General features: G+C 63.6%; 13 protein-coding genes. 8 read left to right on the forward strand and 5 right to left on the reverse strand.

Annotation, left to right across the window (positions count from 1 at the left end):
* Nucleotides 1–66 precede the first annotated feature (66 nt).
* The 3 genes from H7A19_16115 to H7A19_16125 all read right to left on the reverse strand — a co-directional run bounded on the left by H7A19_16115 (nt 67) and on the right by H7A19_16125 (nt 3,572).
* A complete protein-coding gene (locus H7A19_16115; protein ID MCP5476355.1) occupies nt 67–1,368 on the reverse strand; it encodes an amidohydrolase in 1,302 nt (433 codons plus the stop codon).
* Between the two features lie 438 nt (nt 1,369–1,806).
* On the reverse strand, nt 1,807–2,382 hold the full coding sequence (locus tag H7A19_16120; protein MCP5476356.1) for an HNH endonuclease: 576 nt from the start codon (nt 2,380–2,382) through the stop codon (nt 1,807–1,809).
* A gap of 299 nt (nt 2,383–2,681) precedes the next feature.
* Nucleotides 2,682–3,572 (reverse strand): alpha/beta hydrolase, encoded by an 891-nt coding sequence (locus tag H7A19_16125; protein ID MCP5476357.1) that lies wholly within the window; start codon nt 3,570–3,572, stop codon nt 2,682–2,684.
* A 423-nt stretch (nt 3,573–3,995) separates the two neighbouring features.
* Here H7A19_16125 and H7A19_16130 point away from each other — a divergent pair, with 423 nt between their 5' ends.
* On the forward strand, nt 3,996–6,395 hold the full coding sequence (locus H7A19_16130) for an ABC transporter permease (protein ID MCP5476358.1): 2,400 nt from the start codon (nt 3,996–3,998) through the stop codon (nt 6,393–6,395).
* Between the two features lie 109 nt (nt 6,396–6,504).
* On the opposite strand, the gene H7A19_16135 is transcribed toward H7A19_16130, so the two are convergent.
* The gene (locus H7A19_16135) at nt 6,505–8,316 is read right to left on the reverse strand and encodes a diguanylate cyclase (protein ID MCP5476359.1); all 1,812 of its coding nucleotides are present in this window, start codon (nt 8,314–8,316) and stop codon (nt 6,505–6,507) included.
* A 523-nt stretch (nt 8,317–8,839) separates the two neighbouring features.
* Between H7A19_16135 and H7A19_16140 the strand changes: the two genes are divergently transcribed.
* The 4 genes from H7A19_16140 to H7A19_16155 all read left to right on the forward strand — a co-directional run bounded on the left by H7A19_16140 (nt 8,840) and on the right by H7A19_16155 (nt 15,550).
* Entirely contained in the window at nt 8,840–9,652 is an 813-nt protein-coding gene (locus tag H7A19_16140; protein ID MCP5476360.1) for a DUF1566 domain-containing protein, read from the forward strand.
* On the forward strand, nt 9,649–11,952 hold the full coding sequence (locus tag H7A19_16145) for a DUF1566 domain-containing protein (GenBank protein MCP5476361.1): 2,304 nt from the start codon (nt 9,649–9,651) through the stop codon (nt 11,950–11,952). Before H7A19_16140 ends, H7A19_16145 begins: the two co-directional genes overlap by 4 nt.
* 164 nt (nt 11,953–12,116) lie before the next feature.
* Nucleotides 12,117–12,680 carry a sigma-70 family RNA polymerase sigma factor gene (locus tag H7A19_16150; protein MCP5476362.1) on the forward strand — a complete coding sequence of 188 codons (564 nt, stop codon included), beginning with the start codon at nt 12,117–12,119 and terminating at the stop codon, nt 12,678–12,680.
* Entirely contained in the window at nt 12,680–15,550 is a 2,871-nt protein-coding gene (locus tag H7A19_16155; protein MCP5476363.1) for a serine/threonine protein kinase, read from the forward strand. Before H7A19_16150 ends, H7A19_16155 begins: the two co-directional genes overlap by 1 nt.
* A gap of 156 nt (nt 15,551–15,706) precedes the next feature.
* On the opposite strand, the gene H7A19_16160 is transcribed toward H7A19_16155, so the two are convergent.
* Nucleotides 15,707–16,075, reverse strand: a complete 369-nt coding sequence (locus H7A19_16160) for a VOC family protein (GenBank protein ID MCP5476364.1) — start codon at nt 16,073–16,075, stop codon at nt 15,707–15,709.
* A gap of 503 nt (nt 16,076–16,578) precedes the next feature.
* Here H7A19_16160 and H7A19_16165 point away from each other — a divergent pair.
* The 3 genes from H7A19_16165 to H7A19_16175 all read left to right on the forward strand — a co-directional run bounded on the left by H7A19_16165 (nt 16,579) and on the right by H7A19_16175 (nt 21,491).
* The gene (locus H7A19_16165; protein MCP5476365.1) at nt 16,579–16,983 is read left to right on the forward strand and encodes a transposase; all 405 of its coding nucleotides are present in this window, start codon (nt 16,579–16,581) and stop codon (nt 16,981–16,983) included.
* 368 nt (nt 16,984–17,351) lie between these two features.
* The gene (locus H7A19_16170; protein ID MCP5476366.1) at nt 17,352–19,439 is read left to right on the forward strand and encodes a pentapeptide repeat-containing protein; all 2,088 of its coding nucleotides are present in this window, start codon (nt 17,352–17,354) and stop codon (nt 19,437–19,439) included.
* Nucleotides 19,440–19,535: 96 nt separating this feature from the next.
* Nucleotides 19,536–21,491, forward strand: coding sequence for a pentapeptide repeat-containing protein (locus H7A19_16175; protein MCP5476367.1), 1,956 nt, complete (start codon nt 19,536–19,538; stop codon nt 21,489–21,491).
* Nucleotides 21,492–21,515: the final 24 nt, after the last annotated feature.

Genomic DNA, 21,515 nt, shown 5'->3' on the forward strand with positions numbered 1-21,515 from the left:
GTCGCTCCTACCAGAGGCGCAGCGCCCTGTGGCCTGGCCGCGCAGCGGACGTTCTGACAGGTACGGCTACTCTCCATTGAGATACGCCAGCGTCACCCTGAGCATGGCGCGCATGCCGATCGGCAGTCCGGCTTCATCGACCACGAAGCGCGGTGAATGGTTGCCCGGGGCCTGCTCCGGATCCCGGCCGGGCGGGGTGACGCCCACAAAGAAGAACAGACCAGGCACTTCGCGGGCATAGAAGCTGAAGTCCTCGGCGCCGGTGATCAGAGCCATGTCGACCACCTCGGTCACGCCCTCGGTAGTGGCCAGCAGCGGCTTCATGCGTGACACCAGTTCGGGGTTGTTGACGGTCACGACATAGCCGTTCGGCTTCAGGCTGAAGATGGCCTGGGCATTGGCAGCGGCAGCGACCCCAGTCGCGCGGCGCTCGATGGCCTCGATCACTTGTTTGCGTTGCACCGGATCGAAGCTGCGGATGGTGCCCAGCAGGAAGGCCTCGTCGGGGATGATGTTCTGGCGTATGCCCGACTTGAACTGGCCGATGGTGACGACGGTGGGCAGGGCCGAGATGTCCAGCTCGCGCGACACGATCTGCTGCAGGTTGAGCACGATCTCGCTGCCGACGACGATGGGATCCACACCGTGCCAGGGTCTGGAGCCGTGGGTCTGCGTGCCGATTACCTGAATCGAGAAGGTGTCGGACGAAGCCAGCGCCGGGCCGCTGCGCAGGCCGATCTGTCCCGTGTTGAGCAGTGAGCGCACGTGCATGCCGAAGACCGCATCGGGCTTGCCGTGATAGCGATCGCTGAACAGGCCCTCGGCGAGCATGCGCTGGGCGCCGGCCTGTTCGCCATCCGGCGAACCTTCTTCGGCCGGCTGGAAGATGAAGAGCACGCTGCCGGGCAAGGTCTCGCGTTGCTCGGCCAGCGCCTGGGCGAGACCCATCAGCATGGCCACATGCGTGTCGTGGCCGCAGGCATGCATCACGCCGACCTGTTCGCCGCGGAATTGGGTGGTGATCCTCGAGGCAAAGGGCAAATCGGTTTGCTCGGTGACCGGCAGTGCGTCCATGTCTGCGCGCAGGGCCAGAAAGGGGCCAGGCTTGCCACCCTTGAGGTAGCCGATCACGCCGGTGACGGCGATGCCTTCGTGCACCTCCAGACCCAGCGCCTTCAGATGCGCCGCCACGATGCCCGCGGTGCGGGTTTCACTGTTGCCGAGTTCCGGGTGCTGGTGCAGATCGCGGCGCCACTCGATCACCTGGGCCTGGAGCCCGTCGCTCAACTCCGCCGCCGGGATCTGCGGCGCCAGTGTCAGCGCAAACAGCGTGCAGCAGACCGGGCGCAATTGACGAATGAAGGTCATCAGTGGTGATCCCGAAAGGCTGGAGACCGCCGATGGTGACCGATCACGCCCCAACAAGAAAGTGACAAGGCGCCGGACGCAGAGCAAAGCCAGAGCAGCGGAGCAAGCTCCGCGCTACGAGAGCTTCGGTGTACGAGGCTGTTGTAGCGCCGAGCTTGCTCGGCAGGATGTGCCGTTGTTGGAGTTGGCGTGAAGGCCAACAGCAACAGCCCAGCCAGAGCAGCGGAGCAAGCTCCGCGCTACGAGAGCTTCGGTGTACGAGGCTGTTGTAGTGCCGAGCTTGCTCGGCAGGATGTGCCGTTGTTGGACTTGGCGTGAAAGCCAACAGCGACAGCCCAGCCAAGGCAGCGGAGCAAGCTCCGCTCTACGAGAGCTTCGGTGTTCGAGGCTGTTGTAGTGCCGAGCTTGCTCGGCAGGATGTGCCTGCCGCCAGACCGCCTACATCAGCCGCCGCTTGCGCGGCATGTGTCCCATCAGGAAGTCCATCTGATCGGCCAGGATGTGGCGATTGGACAGAATCAGATGCTCCACCCAGCTCGGCCGGAACGGTATGGCCAGCAGCGGCATGCCAGCCTGCTGCGGCGTGCGGTTGCCCTTGTGGGTATTGCAGTGCAGACAGGCCGAAACCACGTTCTCCCAGATGTCCAGGCCGCCCTTGGACAGCGGCAACACATGATCGCGAGTGAGCTCCGAGCGCGTGTAATGGCGCCCGCAATACATGCACAGATGTCGGTCCCGCGAGAACAGCGCCTGATTGGTGAGCGCCGGCGCCGGATCCACCAGTGGCGTCTTGGCCTTGGTGCGGCTGGCCACTATCGGGTGCAGATGAATCAGACTCTGTTCGCCACTGAGCCGATTCTCGCCGCCATGCACCGTGAGGCAAGGCTCACCCACCGTCCACAACACAGCCTCGCGCACATACAGGCAAACAGCCGATTGCCAGCTGATCCAGTCCAGGATGCGCCCGGAGCTGTCCAGCGAAAGTACGCGCGTAGTCTGAAGATCAGCAGTCATGGCGCGCGAGTGTAACGGAGATTTGTGGCAACTGGCAGAAGGCGAGGTTTCCCCTGGGGTCACCTAGCCGCACTAAGCGCCCCGCCTTCCGTAGCCCGCTGTGCCGCGCAGCGGCTCAGCGGGGTCTTTCGCGTCACCGCCCGGACAGCGCTGCGCGCAGTTCGGGCTACAGGTGCTCTTGTAGCCCGCCGTGCCGCGCAGCGGCTCAGCGGGGCTCTTCCGCATCACCGCCCGGACAGCGCTGCGCGCAGTTCGGGCTACAAGAGCCGGGGCTCCTGCTCTGCGTAGCCCATGGTGGCTCAGCTGGTCGGCAGGGCAGCTGCCTGGGTCGATGTCAGGCTCTTGAGCCAGTCGGCGTAGGTGCGTCGGCCTTCGGCATCATTGAGTACATCGCCATGCGCGGCGTTCTTCACGATCAGCACCTCGACCTTGTGGCCGTTGCTGCGGGCTGCTTCGGCGAGTCGTTTGGTCAGCACGGCAGGGGTCTGGCGGTCTGCGGTGCCCACCATCAGCAGCAAGGGTGCGGTTTGTGTCTCGACGACCTGCCGGTTGCCGCGACCGCGCATGTCTTGCGCCACGTCGATGCGCACGAAGGGCTTGAAGTACCAGGGAACGCTGGATTTGACCCACTCTTCCGTGGTGGTGGCGCTGCCTTCCAGTACCAGGCCTGCAATCGGTCGATGCTGGGAGGCATAGCCGGCCATGAAGCTGCCCATGGAAAATCCGTGGAGGACGATCTGCTCGGGGGCGATGCCGAGTGTATGGCGGGCGTAGTCGTAGGCCACCACGGAATCCTGGAGGATGCGGTCAATGGTGGGTTCGCCTTCGGAGAAACCACTGCCGCGATGGTCCACGGCCAGCAGATTGAATGGCAATTCGCCGAACTGCCGCACCAGATACACGGCATTGTTGCTGGCGATGGTCATGTTGCCGCCGAAATAGATCACTGTCGGCCGGCTCGGATCGCGCTGAATCCAGACTGCATGCAGCTTCACGCCGTCATCCGTCGTGATGCTTCGGGTCTCGCCGCTGACACCGAGTGCGGCCAGTCGCGCCACCACCGGAGGCGCGTCCGCGGGCTCGGGCGTGGGCTTGAGCACGGCACGTTGATCCACCGTGTAATGGGCGCAGCCGCCCAGCATCAGACAACCCAGCAACAGGACACGAACAGCGCTTGCAGCAAGAGTCATGGAGTCGTTCCACTGGCACCGCACATGCGGCGAGCTGATTCTGTCTGGCCTGCCTGCAGACCTTCAATCAATGTAACAACCAGTATTCGGCTGGTGTTGCCGGCGACGGCTCCCCGGCCAGTGCCACTGGCGTCTGCAAGCGCTGGACAGAGCCCACGCTGCCAGTCCAGCCGCGGAGGGAACGGTGCAGCTGGGCAGCGTCGATGCAATATTCGGCAATGGCTTCGAGTGAGCCGGGAATTGCGCGGTCATGCTGACGTGGATGCGCTCCCGCAACAAAGCGTCCGGAATCGAACAAGCAGAGCGAACTTCGTTCGTGATGGCCTGCACCACCGGCGGCTCACGGGGCATTGTGGCCCTGGCGCGGTTCTTGCCTAGCGACTGCTGTTCACAGTCGCCCCAAGAATCGAGAGGACCAAGGCCATGCTCCCCGGGTTATTGCATCAGTTGTCGCTCGGCGTGCGTGGTCTGCGCCAGCGCCTGTCGTTTTCGCTACTGGCGCTGATCTCGCTGGGCCTGGGCATCGGTGCCAGCGTGGCCATTTATGCCGTGGTGGATGCGGTGCTGTTGCAGCCGCTGCCTTATGCCGAGGCCGAACGGCTGGTACAGGTCGAGGAGGTCGACGCCGAGGGACGCAAGATGCCTTTGGCCGAGCCCAATCTGGACGACCTCCGAGCGCGGCACCGCGGACTCGTCGCCTTGGCCGAGTACAGCGGCGGAGTGACCACGGTGTCGTCGGCCAATCGTGCGGTGCGTGCCGGCGCTTACCTGGTGGGCCCGGAATTTCTGCAGGTCCTGCAGGTGCAGCCGGTCATTGGCTCGGACTTGGGCACTGCGGGAACGGAACCGGGCGCCCTGGTCAGTCATCGATACTGGAAAGAGACCCTGGGTGCGTCGGCGAATCTGTCTGGCCGCTCGGTCAGCGCCTTTGGCTTGAACCTGCCGATCGTCGGCGTGATGCCGGAGTCATTTCAGTTCCCGGAAGGCGCACAGCTGTGGATGGACGCCCGCGCGATCCCGCCCAGCGAATCGCGCAGCGCGCACAACTGGTCGGTGATCGCACGGCTGCGTGACGGTGTGGACATGGCGCAAGCTCAAGCGGATGCCAGGGCCATCGGCGCGGCACTCCGGCGCGAGCACGGCAGCGATGTCGACCTGGCCGCCTTTGCCCTGACCGATCTGCGCACCGCCATGGTCGGATCGGTGAGCGCAGCATTGTGGGTGTTGCTGGCCGGGGTCGGTTTTCTGCTGCTGATCGCGGCGACCAACGTCACCAATCTGTTTCTGGCGCAGGCGCTTGCGCGGCGACAGGAACTGGCAGTGCGCGATGCGCTGGGTGCGGGATCGGCCCGGATCGCGGCGCAGTTCGTGGTCGAAAGCGTGCTGCTGGGTATGGCGGGCATGCTGTTGGGCCTGCTGGCGGCCCATCTGGCGCTGACCGTGTTTGCACAGATCGCAGTCGACATACTGCCGCGGGCGCAGGATCTGCGGCTGAGCGGGCGGGTGATTGGGGTGACCACCCTTGGGACCTTGTTGATCAGCACCGTGATCGGTCTGATCGCCGCGCGCAGCGGACATCAGGTGATTGCCGTGGCACTCAAGGAGGGCGGCAGAAGCAGCAGCGCTGGTCGCGCTACCACGCGCGTGCGCCAGGGGCTGGTGGTGGCGCAGGGCGCACTGACGGTGGTGCTGCTCGTCGCCGCGGGCCTGCTGGCGCGCAGCGTCATGGGGCTGTTGCAGCAAGACCCGGGATTCGAGCCCGATGGTGCGCTGACGGTCAACCTGACACTGGAAGATCAAGGCGGAGTTGAGGGTGACGCGCGGGTCGTCGCGCAACTCGACACACTGATCAGCAAGCTCGCAGCCATTCCGGGCGTCAAGGCGGTCGGCGGCAGCAACGGCCTGCCCTTGTCGGGCGACGGCAGCAATGGCTCCTTTTTCGACGAGCACGCCGATTTTGGTGGTCGCCCCGAGCCGCTGGGTTATGCCGAGTTCCGGGTTGCCAGCGCCGGGTACCTTGAAGCCATGGGGATGAGCCTGTTGCGCGGGCGGGATTTTGCGCGCACCGACCAACCGGGAACGCCGCATGTGGCCCTGGTCAGTCGCAGTCTGGCGCAGAGCACCTGGCCGGGCCGCGACCCGATCGGCCAGCGCTTGCAGTTCGGCAACATGGATGGCGAACTCGAAGTCCTGAACGTCATTGGCGTGGTGGCCGACGTGCATGAGCGCTCGATTGAGCGGGCCGACCACGGCACGGTGTACGTCAACTACGTGCAACGCCCGGCGAGGGCGCGCGACTTCAGCATCGTGGTGCGTGCCCAGGGTGATCCGGGCAGCGTCAGCGCTGCCGTGCGTCAGGTTCTGGCCAGCACCGCCGCGGAACTGCCGGTGCGCTTCAGCAGCCTCGCCGAGGTCTACCGCGACTCGATCAGCCGGCAGCGCTTTTCGCTGAATCTGTTCAGCGTATTTGCGGTGGTCGCGCTGCTGCTGGCCGCCACCGGGCTGTACGGACTGATGGCCTTCATGGTCAGCCAGCGCAGCGCCGAGATTGCCGTGCGCCTGGCGCTGGGATCCTCGCCCGGTCGCGTGCTCGGTCTGGTCCTCCGCCAGGGCATCGCGCTGCAGATGACGGCACTGGCCGTCGGTCTGATCCTGGCGCTGGCACTCACCCGATGGATGTCCAGCCTGTTGTTCGGCGTGCAGACCTACGATCCGCTGACTTTCGTCAGTGTCTCCGCGCTGTTGATCGCAGTGACGATCGGCGCCTGCTGGCTACCGGCACGACGCGCCGCCAGTGTCACGCCACGCAGGGTGTTGGGATAACCCTGGGCTGGCGTTGCTCGTCGGCGTGGCCACGAAACCAAGGTCATTCCCGCGCGGGCGACCGCAGGCGCGGATCTGGAGCTTCTGAGCCGAAGCCAGATTGCGGCACCTAACCAGCGCAAACCTGATCGCGGCCTTGTTGCTTGGCGGCATAGAGCGCGGCATCGGCTCGGCGCAGCACCTGGTCGGCGGCTTCTCCGGGCTGGGGGCATGCGAGTCCCAGGCTGGCTCTCAGGGTGATCGGTCGGCCGTCGTGCTCAAGCTTGATCTCGCGCAGCGCGGCCAGCAGTGACTCTGCCAGCGCCGTTTCGGTGCCTTCGGCGGTCTGCTCGGCAACGACGATGAATTCCTCGCCGCCCCAGCGACCCACGGTGGCCTGCTTGCCAGCCGCACTGCGGAGCGCTGCGGCAGCGGCGCAGAGCGCACGGTCGCCGGCCTCGTGGCCGTGGCGATCGTTGATGGCCTTGAAGTGATCGAGGTCGAGCAGCATCAGGCAGCGCCGTCCGCTGGCGGGCATCGCCAGCACTTCGCCGATGTGCAGTCGGTTGGGCAGGCCGGTCAGCGGGTCGGTGCGGGCGGCCTGCTCCAGCTCCCGGGATTTTGTTTCGAGCAGAGTGTTGGCTCGACGGCTGTAGCGCAGACGTGCGGCCACCAAAAGGGCCAGCAGGCCGAGTGCCAGCGCGCCGACAACGAGGACGATGCCGAGGATGCGCTGGCGCGTAATCTGCAGCTTCTGGATCTCGTTGTCTCGCTGCAGCAGCGCCAGTTCGGCCTCGCTCTCCTTGGCCTGCAGGCGTCCGCGCAGATCTGCCATCTGGCGACTGGTCAGCGCGCCGGTGAGTTCGCGATCGAGCTTTGCGTGTGCGTCGCGGGCGGCGTAGGCCGCTTCGTGGTCGCCGAGCGCAGCAGCGCAGCGCGCCAGTTCGTCGAGAGCAGCGCGCTCGATCAACCGCGCCTGGCGGCTGCGCGCCTCAGCCAGCGTGGTCTCGATCTGTGTGCGCGCTTCGCCCAGTCGGCCAAGCTCGCGCAGCAGGCCGGCGCGCTCGATCTCGATCTCGCCGATGGTCTTCGGATCACCCGCGGTGATGGCCAGCGGCAGCGCCGTCTCGATCTGGCCCAGCGCATCAGCGGCGCGGCCCTGCAAGCGTGCCACGCGTGAGAGCACATGGCGCGCATCGATCTCTGCGCTGCGCCCGTGATGGGCTACCGCCAGAGACAGCGCGGCCTGCGCCACGGTTTCGGCTTCTGCCAGTTCGCCACGCTCGACCAGAATGGATCCGAGATTGCCGCGCACGCGCGACTCTTCCAGCGGTGGGGCTGCGCTACCCAGGGTGGCAAGTGCCTCCCGGCTGTAGCGCTCGGCCTCGGCGAGGTCGCCCAGGGCCTTGTAGATCAGGGCGATGTTGTCCAGCGATTGCGCCGTCAACGTGGCGCTGTCGAGTTCGCGACGCAGCGCCAGTGCTTTCAGTTGCAGATCCAGCGCCGGATAGAACTCGCCGCGGTTCTTGTGCAGCACCGCGATGTTGTTCAAGGACTCGGCTTCACCCACGCGATCACCCAGGACTCGCCGCAGCTCCAATGCCTGCTCGTAATAGCCTTGCGCCGTGCTTGCATCGCCCAGGCGTTTTGCCAGCACGCCCAGATTGTTGAGCGATTGCGCCTCATCCTTGCGGTCGCCGCGCGCTTGCGCCAATTCCAGCAGGCAGTGTTCGATCGCCTGCGCTGCACTGTAGTCAGCAGCGCGGAAATGGCGAATCGAGGTCTTGCGCAGCGTCTCGGGCGATTCGCCCGAAGGGCAGGGCGGATCGGCGGCCGCGGCTGTCGTCGTGATCAGCAGACCCGCCAGCGCCAGGCCGCAGGCCCACAGCCTCGCCATGAATCGCGGAAACACGCATTGGTCGAGGATGATCCCCAGCATCATGGCCTGCCCACCTGACCGTGTTGTGGGCCGGGTGAGAAGGTCAGGTGCAGGTATTGGCGGTCGACGCTCATCTCGCGATTGTGCTGTTGCGGCGCCGGACGCCGCAACCCGAGCGGATAGCTCTCGACGACCCATCCGGCACCCCGAATGCTGGCCCGACCGCGGCGGCCGGCGGACACGTGGCGCTGGCGCCCGGGCCCGAGTCTATCGGCGCTTGGGTGACACGGACTGGCATGGAGAACGTGCATCTGGCCCGAGACGATCGGCCAGAAATTCCGCGGGAGCCAGAGTTGGGCTTCGGCACAGCACTCGTCAGCCATGTTCATGGTCAAGGGAACGGAGGGGAGAGAATGTCGGTGCCATGCAAGCGTTTGGCCATGGGCACGTGGATGTCGGTGCTGCGCATGTGGCTTCGGTGCCCGACAGCAACAATGAGATGGTGCGTTCGACGTGTCGGATTGCGTGAGGGTGTTGGTCACCAAAGCTCGCTTCTCCCTTCACTACCCCCGTGAAGGAGCAAACCATGTCCACCTTGCGCAGCTGGCGAATCCACGCTGGCTTTCTGTTTTGGCTTTGTGCTCCGGCGCTGGCTCTGCCTGTGCCCGACAGCGCTCAGATCAGTTGTTTCAATGACACCGGCCCGACCGGCAGAGTGGGGCCAGACAACCAGGATCCCCAGCCCGCCAGTCATCCTGGCCAAGACTGCGTGGGTGGTCGCAGTGCCGCGGATCGCTATGGATTGCTGAGCAAGGTCGGCGCGAGTTCTGCAGCAGGCCGCGACTACAGCAAGATTGCCAATGACGGGAGCGTGCTTTCGGCCGACGCGACGCTGGGCAGCGGCCCTGGCGACTGGGCGTGCACGCGCGACAACCACACCGGCCTGATCTGGGAGGTCAAGGTCAATGCACCCACGGATCTCCGTCATCAAGGCCATGCGTACACCTGGTACGACCCCGATCCGACGATCAATGCGGGCTTGCCCGGCAGCGCCGACGGAACGGCGTGCAATGGCACGCTGCCGCAGTGCCACACCACGGCCTATCGTGATGCGGTGAACGCGCTACCCGGCGGACTGTGCGGGGCCAGTGACTGGCGCCTGCCGGACGTGCGCGAGCTCACTACCCTGCAGTTGCAGGAGCCTGTGACAGGCACATTGAAATACATCGATCCCGATTATTTCCCGGGGACCATCAACAACTACTGGAGCAAACGACCAGAGGCTGGCGCCGTCGCAAGCAGCGACGAGGCCTGGACCGTCGGATTCGGCACGCCCCGCAACTTTCTCGCACCGAAGACGGCCGCACGCTTCGTCCGGCTGGTACGAGGTGGTCCATGAACGCCCTTCGATGCTGGATTCTGATCTTGATCACATGGGGCGCACCGATGCTGGCCGTCGCCGCAATCTGCCCGTCACCGGCGCTGTTGGTGGCGCCAGACTCGCGCTTTGAAGTGTCCGAGCCAGTGCCAGGGGAAGTCATCGTGCGCGATCTGGAAACGGGCCTTGAGTGGCAGCAATGCCCACAGGGGCGCAGCGGTCCGACTTGCGGCGGCACTGAAAGTCGGGTCAGTTGGTCTGCCGCGCTGGAACTGGCGCGAACCAGCAACCACGGCGGCTTCGACGACTGGCGGCTGCCAACGATTCACGAGCTCTACTCCGTGCTCGAATGGGGTTGCCACCTTCCAGCGCTCAACCAGACCCATTTTCCGGGCGAGGTAGGTGGGCGTTTGTATTGGAGCAGCACCAGCGATGTCGTCCTGCCGGATCGCGTTCTGGTTATCGACACCTCACGCGGAGACAGCGGCAATTCCCAAGCAAAAACCGGCAGCTGGTCCGTGCGCCTGGTGCGGGGTGGTGATTCCTGGGGCAGTTTCAACGAAGCTGCCCTGCCGGATCCCTTTGCTTTCGCCGAGCAACTGGACGTGCCCGTGGACGATCTGCGTCAGTCAGAAGTGATCACGATCAGTGGTCTCAATGTGCCCACCCAGGTCAGTGTGATGGGTGGGTCCGAGGCTGCCTTCGCGCTGAACGCGGGGCCGTTCGTCAGCTCGCCCCAGCTTGCGGTCAACGGCGACCAGATTCAGGTCAGGCATCGCGCTGCGCCCACGCCGTCTACGATGGTGACTACAAGGCTTCGCGTCGGCGGCTCTTCAGCCGAGTTTCGCTCGACCACGATTCCAGGACAGCGCGTGGGCGGTAGCGTCGCCGGGTTGTTGGGTGCCGGGTTGGTCCTGCGTCTGAATGGCGTCGAAGACCTGCCCATTGCGGCCGATGGCACCTTCCAGTTCGCTGCCGAACTCCTCATGGGCGACAGCTATGCGGTCACGGTGGCCGGCCAGCCGACCGTGCCCGTTCAAGAGTGTACCGTGGCCGATGGCAGCGGCATCGTGCCCAATGGCGGTGTAAGCAATGTGCTCATCAGCTGTCAGACGGTTCGGTTTCCTGTTGGCGGAATCGTCAATGGCTTGCTGGGCAGTGGACTGTTGCTGCGAAACAATGGCGGCGATGATCTGGTCGTCGTCGATAATGGCCCTTTCAGGTTCGCCATTCCGCTCGAAGACTTGAGCAACTACAACGTGACGGTGGCGGGCCAGCCTCAGCAGCCTGCTCAAAGCTGCCTGGCCGACCTGGCCAGTGGCTCCGTGTCTGGAATGGCGGTCAACACGGTGCAGATCCATTGCAGCACCGACGACGTTCGGGTAATTCCCAGTAGCGGGCCTGGTGGCAGCATTGCGCCGGATACCGTGCAGACTTTGCCTTATCAGGGCAGCCAGAGCTTCATGCTCAGCCCGGACCCGAATCACCAGCTGTTTGCCGTGAACGGCAGTTGCGGCGGTAGCCTGAATGGACTGCTTTTCGTCACCTTGCCAGTGCTGGCCGATTGCACTGTGCAGGCCGAATTCCGTCCCATCAGCAGCACCAGCGTGATCGCGCCCTTGGCGCCGGTGCGTGCGGGTGAGTCTCTGCAGCTGTCGATTGACGTCGTCGGCATGACAGGCACTGCGCCACAGGGGGGCAGTGTCAGCCTCAGTCTCAGTAGCGGAGAGCAGTGCACCGACAACGGACCGCCCAGTATCAATGGTGACACCGCTCGATTCAGTTGCGCAGTTGTCCCGGCGACCCCGGGCAATCCGCAGGTCCAGGCCAGTTACCAGGGGTCGAGCAGCCATATCGACAGCGCCAGTAGCCAAGTGCCCCTGGCGGTGCGCCGCTTTGCCGATTTGAGCGTGGAGGTGGGCGACGGCGAAACCGAGGCCTTCCCGGGTGCTGCGATCGCCTATCTGCTGGTGATTCGCAACGCCGGGCCCGATCCGGCTGCTGTCAGCGCGGTTCAGTTGGTCGCCGATCCGCCGTTGCTGGCTGCGCAATGGACTTGCAGTGCTGTTGGCGGTGCCAGTTGTCCGGCGCTGGCGGGTGCCGGAGAACTCAGCCTGCTGGTTGATCTGCCGGCCGGCGGTGGCCTGGACTTGCTGCAAGCGGGTCAATGGCCGGCGCAGCTGCCGTCCAGCGTGTTGGTGCAGGCGCAGATCAGTGTGTCCGCGGCCGAACCGAACTGGGTGTTCGATCCGGCGCTGGGCAACAACAGCGCCGCCGACCTCAATGTAGTGCAGCGCATTTTTGCCAACGGTTACGAGTGAGGGGGTTAGTGGCCGACTCGTTCTGCGCCGGTCCACCGCGCTCCCGTTCCAGTCCAGCCAGCTGGCCCCGCTGGTTGGCTGGCGAGCGCCGGTGGGGCCGGCGCTGGCTTGGCGCTGACACTCCGCTATGATCAGCAACTTGCTCGGGAAACGCGGTTCAGATCGTGATCAAGCCCTCCGATCCAAGCCCTGCGGGCGCTGCTGAGGTGGGCGAAATCGCCGAGACAGCCGTTGATGAGCTGACCGCGGCGCTATACCCAGAGTTGCGGCGATTGGCTCGACGGGCCATGCGCGGTGAGCGCGGCAATCACACCTTGCAAACCACCTCGTTGATTCACGAGGCCTATCTGCGTCTGGCCGACTCACCGCTGCAGGTGCTCAGCCGCGCGCACTTTCTGGCGCTCAGCGCGCGCACGATGCGGCGGATCCTGATCGATCATGCCCGGGGGCACGACCGACTCAAGCGCGGAGGCGCGCAGGTGCAGGTGAGCCTGAGCGAAGAGCTTGCCGTCATGGATGTGCCAAGCCTGGATCTGCTGACGGTCGATCTTCTTCTGGGTCAACTCCAGAAAATGGACCCACGCCGCGCGGCACTGCTGGAAATGCAGCTGTTTGGCGGGCTGACCTATCCCGAAATGGCGCAGGCTGTGGGGATCTCCGAGGCCACCGTGCACCGCGAATTGCGCCTGGCTCGCGCCTGGCTGCAGCGCGAGCTGCAGGCGCCGTGATGACGCCAGAGCGCTGGCGCCAGGTGGAGGCGCTTTTCGAACGCTGCGCCGAGCTGCCAGAGCCAGCGCGTGAGGCCCTGTTGAATGAGTTTGCTGCCGACGATGCCGAGCTGGTTGGCGAGGTGCGCTCGCTGCTGGCATACGATCAACCGGCTGACCGCGTGCAGGCGGCGATTGGACGCGCCGCGGTTGAAGCGCTCGGCAGTGATTGGCACTGTCCGGGATGGCCGGTCGGGCCCTATCGGCTTATCGAGCCCATCGGCGCCGGCGGGATGGGCAGCGTCTGGCTGGCCCGGCGTGACGATCAGCAGTTCGATCAACGAGTGGCAATCAAGTTTGTCGCTTCGGGCATGGGTGCCGATTGGGAAAAGCGCTTTCGAGTCGAACGACAGATTCTGGCTCGCTTGCAGCATCCGCACATTGCCCGCTTGCTCGACGGTGGCGCCGAAGACAGCGGGCGGCCCTATCTGGTCATGGAGTATGTTGATGGCGAACCGCTGAACACCTATTGCGATCAGCGGCAGCTGGATCTGCAGGCACGACTGCGATTGTTCCTGTCGGTCTGTGAGGCTGTGGAATACGCGCACACTCAGCTGGTGGTTCACCGCGACCTGAAGCCGGCAAACATCCTGGTCAATGCCGAAGCCGGGCCCAAATTGCTTGATTTCGGGATTGCCAAGCTGATCCTGCAGAGTGGCCAGATCAGCCCGCAGACCAGGCCGCAGCAGCGCTTGATGACCCCGGATTACGCCAGTCCCGAACAGCTCCTGGGGCAGCCGGTGAGTACCGCCAGCGATATCTACAGTCTGGGTGTGGTGCTGTTCGAGTTGCTCTGCGGCAGCCGCCCGCCCAGCCTTGAAGGCATCACCCAGAGTGAGCTTGCACAGCGGCTGATGGCGGGCACATCCGCGCGGCCCAGTGAGACGCTGGTCGGTGCCGCAGGCGAGCCAGGTTCGCAGCTGGCGGCACGAGCCCGCGCGCGTGGCATGCGCCCGCTTCTGTTGCTGCGCAGACTGCGTGGCGATCTGGACACCATCGTCGGCAAGGCCCTGCACCTCGATCCGCAGCGCCGCTATCGCAGCGCCGCCTGGCTGGCTGAGGATCTGCGTCGTTATCTCGACGGGCGCCCAGTGTTGGCGCGGCCCGATGGTTGGCGCTATCGCATGGGCAAATTGCTGCGGCGTCACTGGCAGGGTGCTCTGGCGACGACATTGATCGTTGCCCTCAGTGTCGCCTTTGTAGTCAATGTCATGGTGCAGTCGGTGCGCCTCGCGGCGGAGCGTGACCGTGCCTTGTTGGCCGAGCAGCGGGCGCGCGCGGTGGCAGATTTTCTGATCGAGAGCTTTCAGGTGGCTGACCCAGGTCAGGCTCGTGGCGAGACGGTGACGGTGCGTGAGCTGCTTGATGCCGGCAGTGCTCGCATTGCCCAGGAGCTTGCGGATCAACCGCGAATTCAGACCGAATTGATGTCTGCCCTGGGTGATGTCTATCTTAATCTGGGTCTGTACAGTCATGCCGAGCGACTACATCGCCAGGCCTACCAACGGCGATCCGCCACCCTCGGCGATTCACATCCGGAAACGGCCAGCAGCGCCGACCGCCTGGGCGACACGCTGCGCACGCTGGCGCAATATGACGAATCAGAAATCCTGTTGCGGAAGGCACTGAGCGTACGCGAGCGGGCCCGACCGACAGATCTCCGGGCGCTGGCCGACTCCCTCAACAACCTCGGGCTCTTGCTGCATGAGCGAGGTCAGTTCGCCAAGTCCGAGCCTTTGCTCAGACGCGCCGTGGCGCTGCGGCTGCAGGTGCTTGGGTCGGCACACGAATTGAGTAACGTCTCGCGCGTCAACCTTGCACTCAACCTGCGCCGGCAAGGGCGAGTGGAAGAAGCCAAGACCCTGTTGACGATGGTTCTGGACCATCGCCGACGCAGCCTGGGCGATCACTACAAGACCGCGATGAGCGCTCAAGCTCTTGCCACCTTGCTCACCGCGCAAGGGCAGCTGGATCAGGCGGAGCCGCTGTTGCTGGAATCGCTGCGGATCTCCAGACGGGTGCTGGCCCCACAGCATCCGCAGCTGGGCAATGTGATGGCCGAACTCGCCTATCTGTACCACGACCAACTGCGCCTGATCGAGGCTGAAGGGCTGTATCGGGAAGCGCTGGAGAACGCAGACTCGGCGCCCACGCCCGACCTGCGCATGTTGGCCTACAGCACCAACAACTATGGCGCGCTGCTGATGGATCTGGGCCGCCTGGAGCCGGCCGAGATGCTCTACCGACGTTCCGTGGCACTGCGGACGCAACTCTGGGGGGAATCGGGCAGCAGCACCTTGCGGATGCGCAGTAATCTCGCGGATCTGTGGCGAGTTTCAGGTCAACCGGAAGCGGCCGAACAATCGCTGCTGGAGATTCTGCACACGCAGCTGCAGCTGGGAGAGGATGAGCTGGCCGCGGTAGCCGATACTGGACACAAACTGGCTCTGTTGAGGGCCGACCAGAACCGTCTGGAAGAGGCCCTGTCTGACATGACACTGGCGTTGGCGCGACTGCAGACCAGTGGTCGCACGAGCGCCGGGAAACTCGCCCTGTTTCACGCCGATCTGGCGCGTCTCCAGGCCGACAGTGGTCGAGCAGAACTGTGTGCAGAGTCGGTGCGAAACGCCCTGACTCAGCTTGGCAGCGGACAGGTCGTTCCGCTGCAGGCGGTACAGGTCAGGATCAGCCAGGGTATTTGCGAGGCGGCGCTGGGAAAGCGCGAGCAGGCCCGCCAGACGCTGCTTGCGGCCCGACAACAATTGGGGCCAGCGCTGGACAATCGCAACCGCTGGGTGGCGCTGCTGGAGCGGCGGCTGGCGGCCTTGTGAGTGGGGCTCGGGCCATGGACTCCTGCTGGATCCGGATCCCTGGAGCCACGGCTTTTCGGCGGCAGCGAATCGGTAGTGCGTTTCGAAAAGCCGTCGCGAGCTGGCCCGGGATCCCCATAACAGCCGAGCCGCGGCCATGTCGGCCAAGCTCAGCGCTCAGGCCTCGTGGCAAACGGCTTCGATATTGTGTCCGTCCGGATCGATGACGAAGGCTGCGTAGTATTTGCCGCTGTATTGCGGGCGAATGCCGGGGCCACCGTTGTCCCTGCCGCCCGCTTCCAGGGCGGCTTGATGGAAAGCCTGGACCTGTTCGCGGCTTTCGGCAACGAATGCCAGGTGCAAGTGCGCTGGCTTCTCGTGGGTCTCATAAAGGCACAACGAGGCCACGCCGTCCGGCTGGCTCAGTTCGACCCCATTCGGTGGCCAGTCCGTCACCAGCGTGATGCCCAGCGGTGCGAGCGCCCTCAGATAGAAGGCCTTGCTGACAGCGAAGTTGCTGACACCGAATTTGACGTGGTCGAACATGCTTGGCTCCACAAGTTTGGGTGGGAGGCGCCTGGGCAGTGAATCCTAGCCCGCATTTCGCACACCTGCGCGGGCAGATGCAGCCAAACACGCCGTGACAGGTGCGTGCCTCGGAATCGCCTTGTAGCACCAGGAAATTGGGGGCATCTGCTCGCGCAGGTGTGAGAAATGCGGACTGGCCATGGCGGCGGTCTCGATCACGCTGGTGAAGATCGCGCGGGCTTCGCTGCCGGCAGACCGCCAGTTCGTGCGGCCCGAGCATCGCATTGGCGAGCTGGCGCGTTGTTGCGGATTGGCCAATCCGCCGCCGACCTGTTTGTTCCGCAAAGACGCTGACGCGTCACAGTCAATCACTTCTCGGACATTGTATTGCGCGGTGAGACATGGCGGGCCCAGAGGACACTTATTCAACGATTGGGGAATCTCTGAACAAGTCCTGCTTCTTGTGGACTTGTCGTACCAACGACGGAGAGTGTGCTGCCGCATGAGTCAGGTGAGTTTTGGTGACGGCGAACGCAGCCGACGTGACGCAGACCGAGCGCCTGTTGCAGGGCAGCGAAGTGGCGGTCTACGCAGTCGCTGGCTACAGCGGTGCCGAACATCGAGTGGAGCGCAAAGACGTTTCCTGGCACGTCGCTGCGAAGCGCGCCAAGGTCAAGGCGATCACCAACGATGTAATCCGCGAAGCCACGCAAGACCTGGAGATTCTCAAGGCGCGTTTTCAGACCCGTGTCGAGCATCCCTTCCACGTGCTCAAGCGCCAGTTCGGTTTCGTGAAAGTGCAGATCCGCGGTCTCGCGAAGAACGCCGTTCAGGTGCTGACGTTTCTTGCGCTGTCGGATCTTTGGCAGGCGCGTCACCGATTATTGGCGCTCACGGCAGAGGTGAGTCCAGCGGTCACGGAATGAGGCAAACAAAGGGATAAAAGGCTCAATAATGCTCATTTTCCGATCCAAGAGACGGGGCCCGATATAGCGGAGCACGCAGCTGACCGAGCCCATATGCGTCCTCAGTGGTGTCAAACCCGCTGTGCCGCCAAACGAGTAACTTGTTCAGGCCTTCCCTGACACGTTGAAAGTTTTTTTCAAGGCATTCGCTTGCGTAGCACAAAAACCAATTCTTGAAAATCAATCTGCAGGTTGTCCCGGTTTTACCTGCTATTTGACCGCATCCCATCGCAACTCGGCGGAAACTGTACCGTCCAGCTTGCGGGTTGGGCAGAACCCAAAATCAAGAGGACACGATGATGCGAACTGGCGCCGCATTGCAGCATCTGATGCTCCACCGAATCTTGCTGTGGAGTGTACTGGTCTTGTTCAGTGACTCGCCGATGGCGAGCCCCCACTATCAGCCTTCCGCGACGCGCGAGGCGGCGGCAATGATGGCGGCGCAATGCCCTGGGTGCAGCGTTGAAGCGCTGAATTACTCCGGGCAACCTTTGACTGACATGAACTTCGCGGGTGCTGATCTTAGCGGTGCGGATTTTTCCAATGCCAAGCTATACGGCGTGAGTTTTGCAGGATCGAATCTGGCCAACGCCAACTTCACGGGCGCTACGCTGGCAGCAAGCCCCAACACCCAATCGCCGACAAGCTTCTCGTTGGCCAACTTGAGCCAAACCAATTTCACCGGGACGACGATCTCCGCTGCGAATTTCCAGTACAGCGCATTGTCCTGCACCAATTTTACCAACGCATCGATGACGGGCGCAGTGGTGGGTGCGGCGCTTTACGGATTGTCGAGTACCTGCGCGCCAATCTTCACCGGCGCCTCGGTGAACTGCAACATCGCGGAATTCGCGGGCCAACTGAATCTCGCGCAGGCGACTCTGCCATCCGATTGCCCGGATTCGACGAACTCCGTCTTGGCCGCTGAGGTAGCGACCACGGCACCAACCTGGGAGTGCAGCGGCACGGTGCCCAGCGGCTTCGACAACTGGATCTATGTCAATCCCAGTGGCGGAAGCGATAGCAATTCGTGCACCAGCGCTGGCAGCGCATGCGCGAGTCTTTCCGGCGGTCTGGCCAAATGCCCGGCAGGAGCGTCTTGCGGCGTGCTGGCCTACTACAACGCCTACAACGTGAGCGCGACGCTCAATGTGGGTGCGTCGCAAGGTCTGTTCGGCGGTTGCCTGAGCAGTGGTTCGCAGCCGGATTATTACTCAGTGATTCAAGCCGGCGCGGGCACGCTTGCCGGATTGCCGATCATCAGCGCTTCGGCCGCCAGCAATGCAGTCGTCAGCGGCTTCCATATCGAGGCGGCCAGCGCCAGCGGAAATCTCAGCGCCTCTTCGGTTGGCGTCCTGGTCAGTGATGGCTCCAGTTTGAGTCTGAAGTACGTGAACATCATTGCTGCTCAAGGGGCTGCCGGTACTGCTGGTGCGGCAGGTGTTCCGGGTGGATCGGGCGGCGCTGCCAGCGGCCAGAACGGAGGCAGCAACTCGGCCTGCACGACGGCCAACGGCGGTCTCGGTGGTTATGGCATGAATTCCAACCCCACCGTTTCTGGCAACACTTCGGTGAATTGTTCTGACAACTTCTGCACTGGCCCCAGCTCAGCGTCCTGCAACGGCGCGAACGGTGCCAGCGGCGCGTCCGGTGGACAACACGGCAACGGCGTTTGCTATGACTTCATTTCCTACCAGTGCGACGATGGCAAGGGCTTCGGCGGAAACTCCGGAAGCGCTGGCACGTGCGGCGATGCGGGTCAGCCGAGCAGCGATGTGATCGGCAGCTATGGCAGTGCGGGATGGGTGCCATCGGTGAGTGGTACCGGTGTGTCCGGCGGTCTCGGCGATGGTGGCGGTGGTGGCGGCGGTGGTGGCTATTGCACTGCTGAAAACCTGCCTTGGTATGTCACATCGCATGCAGGCCAGGTGGGCGGTGGCGGCGGTGCCGGCGGTTGCGGAGGAACCGGAGGGACCGGCGGGACCCAGGGTGGTGCATCGTTCGCGCTGGTGGTCGACGATGCCACGGTGGCAATTACGGGTGTGACCATCACCGGCGGTCTTGGCGGTACCGGCGGCGCCGGCGGCGCCGGCGCGAGCGGGGGCGCTGCTGGCGGTGGCGCGGCGGGCGCAACCAAGAGTGGTGGCTATTCCGATGGCGGCCCCGGTGCCGGTGGAATGCCGGGAGGCTCCGGCGGTGGTGGAGCGGGTGGCAACGGCGGTCCGTCCTATGGCATTGCCTATGTCGACGGCGGCACGCGCACTGGAGCTACACCTGTGTTTTACACCGGGTATAGCGGCGATGTCGGCAATCCGACGACGACACCGGCAACGACGGGCAACAACTGCATCCCGAATCTGGGCATCGCCGGTAAACCGGGGCGTGTGGCAACCGAAATCACCTTCTCCTCGAATTGAGGCATACCGATGAAAGGCAAGCATGCAACACCTCCATCGGGTGTGTGGTTAACGCTCCGGTGTCTCACGACTGGCGGGATCCTACTGTTGGCATCGATGAGTTCGACGGTCTACGCCCAGCAGATCAGCTCCTATGCGTGCAGTCAGGTGACCCACAGTGGGGCCGATTACTCAGGTCGTTCGCTCGTGGGTCAGAACTTTGCGTCGCACGATCTGAGTAACGCCAATTTCTCAAATGCTGATCTGAGCGGCGCGACGTTTGAAAGTGCAAACCTGACTGGCGCTGATTTCAGTGGCGCCACGCTGGCGCAGGGACCTGAGGCAGGAGAATCAACCACATTCACCCAGGCGAACCTGACCAACGCCTGTTTCGATCAAGTAGCCATTGGCGGAAGTCAGGGTGCGCCGGGTGCAGATCTGCAATTTGCGAACTTGACGTGCACTGCGTTCACCAGCACCGATATCGATGGCGCGGAATTCGGGCCAAGCATCATGACGCCGAGTCCGCCTGACAGTACCTGCCGCACCAGTTTTGCAGGTACCCAGATGACCTGCAGCTTCTTGCCGCAATGGCAGTTGCTCGATCTGAGCTATGCCGATATCGCGGCTTGCAAAGACCAACTCGCGGGGCTTGATCTCAGCAACGCGTTGATGACCGGCGTGCAGTTCCAGTACATGAATCTGACCGGCACCAACTTCACCAACGCTACTCTCAACCAAGCCAACCTGTACTCTGCCACACTGAATTCGGCACTCTTCAATGGCGCCAATCTGCAATTGGCGACATTGAGCAGTGTGCAAGCTGCAAATGCGCAGTTCAACAATCAAGCGCAGTTGTCTGGAGCCACGCTCGCCTACGGCAATTTCCAGGAAGCGCAGTTCAGCGGCGCCGTGCTGCAGGCGCAAGACGGGCTACCGGCAGCGACCTTGACTTTTGCCATCCTGGAAAACGCCAATTTCACCGACGCAGAAATGATCGGCGTCAACTTGTCGGGGGCTACGCTGGATCAGTCCACGGTGATGCGCAGCGCCACGATCCAGAATGCCAATTTCTCGAACGCAACGCTGTCCAGCATCCAATTGCCTTCGGCAAAGCTCAATGGCGTGGTGTTCGACTATGCCGACCTGATCAACGCGAGTTTCACTGGCGCATCGTTCCTCGCCAGCGAGGGATATCGCGCCGCGTCACTGGTCAAGGCCAATCTGCAGGGCGCAGATTTCACCCAGGCCATCCTCAATGGCGTCAATCTGGCCAATTCAGCCGTAGCGCTGTCCGAGGGCGTGCCCTTGTTCAATGTCTCCGAGGACGTGCAAGGTCTGGTCGGTGATCTGAATAACGGCTACTTGACGGCTGAACTCAATGCCAGTTTCGAGGAAAACGGTTATGCCTTGCAATACTGCGCTTCGCCAGCGCTGGCTGTGGTCAACACGTCCAAGCAATGGACGATCCGTGTCGCCGGCCGCCCGGCACATGGACACTATTCGGCGTATCTGCTGACCAGCATCGCCAGCGCGGGCAAGAGCACCGGGATCAACGTCGCTGGCCTCTCCGTGGCCGACAAGACGGAGGTGAAACTGTTCTCGGTCGACGGCAATTTTGTCGATACGCTGAATTCGCGGCAGATTCCACGCGCGATCTTTGCCGCGTTCACTGACAACCAGCAATCGTTGCCGCCCTGCACGGACCCGGAGTTGACGAGCTTTCGCGCCCAGCAGTACTGGACGCTCAACACCAATCAAGTTTCGGCCGATGCGCCGGTGGTCGGGTATGTCGGTTTCCGCATCAGCCAACTGAGTTCGACCAGCCTGAAGGTCTACGGTACCAACGTCATGACGGTTTATCAGGGTCCCGATGGGCGCTTGACCTGGACCCCCTATACCGTAACGCCGACCAAGATTTCTGCTGATTACTTCGATAACCAGACGGTTTGTCCCAACGGCGTCACCTATGGCGCAAATGTGCAGGCAGGCGTGAGCTTCGAGGACATGATGACTGCGCCTTCGCCGCCAGCGCCACCCGCCTGCGCGCCGGGCTCCGGTATGTGCAAGTAGCGTTTTGCTCCGTCGGGCAACGGC

It is taken from the genome of Rhodanobacteraceae bacterium, from assembly GCA_024234055.1.
Classification (GTDB): domain Bacteria; phylum Pseudomonadota; class Gammaproteobacteria; order Xanthomonadales; family SZUA-5; genus JADKFD01.